The organism is Leptospira semungkisensis, assembly GCF_004770055.1.
Lineage (GTDB): Bacteria > Spirochaetota > Leptospiria > Leptospirales > Leptospiraceae > Leptospira_B > Leptospira_B semungkisensis.
Window position 1 is genome coordinate 1 of the sequence record NZ_RQEP01000002.1, and the last position, 433, is coordinate 433.

Consider the following 433-nt stretch of genomic DNA (forward strand, 5'->3'; position numbering starts at 1 on the left):
CGAGCAAGAGAGCCTTCGTTCTCTTAGCAAGGCATTCGGTGTCTTATTCTTAATTTCTCTCGTGCATCATAGTATTAGCAAGACTTTCCAATTCTTATTCTTCGGATATCTTACAAAACTTTCCGGTTCTTCTAGTTCGGATGAGAACACTGGTGTGGGAAGAATAAGCGGAGTTCCTACATTCCTTGCGGCTCTTGGGACCATGAGTTTTCTCGCGATTCCTGGAACTACAGGATTCTTGTCTGAAGCGACTTTTATCAAATTATTCTCCGCAGTTTTGGAAGTCACGGATACGAGTGCTGCTCTTATCCTTCCTCTTCTTATTTTAGTCTGCACTGGACTTGCTGTGGGAGCTGCTGCTCACTTGAAACTTTTCTTGGGACTCGTATTATCGAGACCTAGGGCAAATTTCGAGGACCACGGTTCGAATAAG

General features: G+C 44.1%; 1 pseudogene. It reads left to right on the top strand.

What is annotated here, in order from left to right:
* Nucleotides 1–433, top strand: a pseudogene (locus EHO59_RS00010) (proton-conducting transporter transmembrane domain-containing protein); the annotation flags it as partial.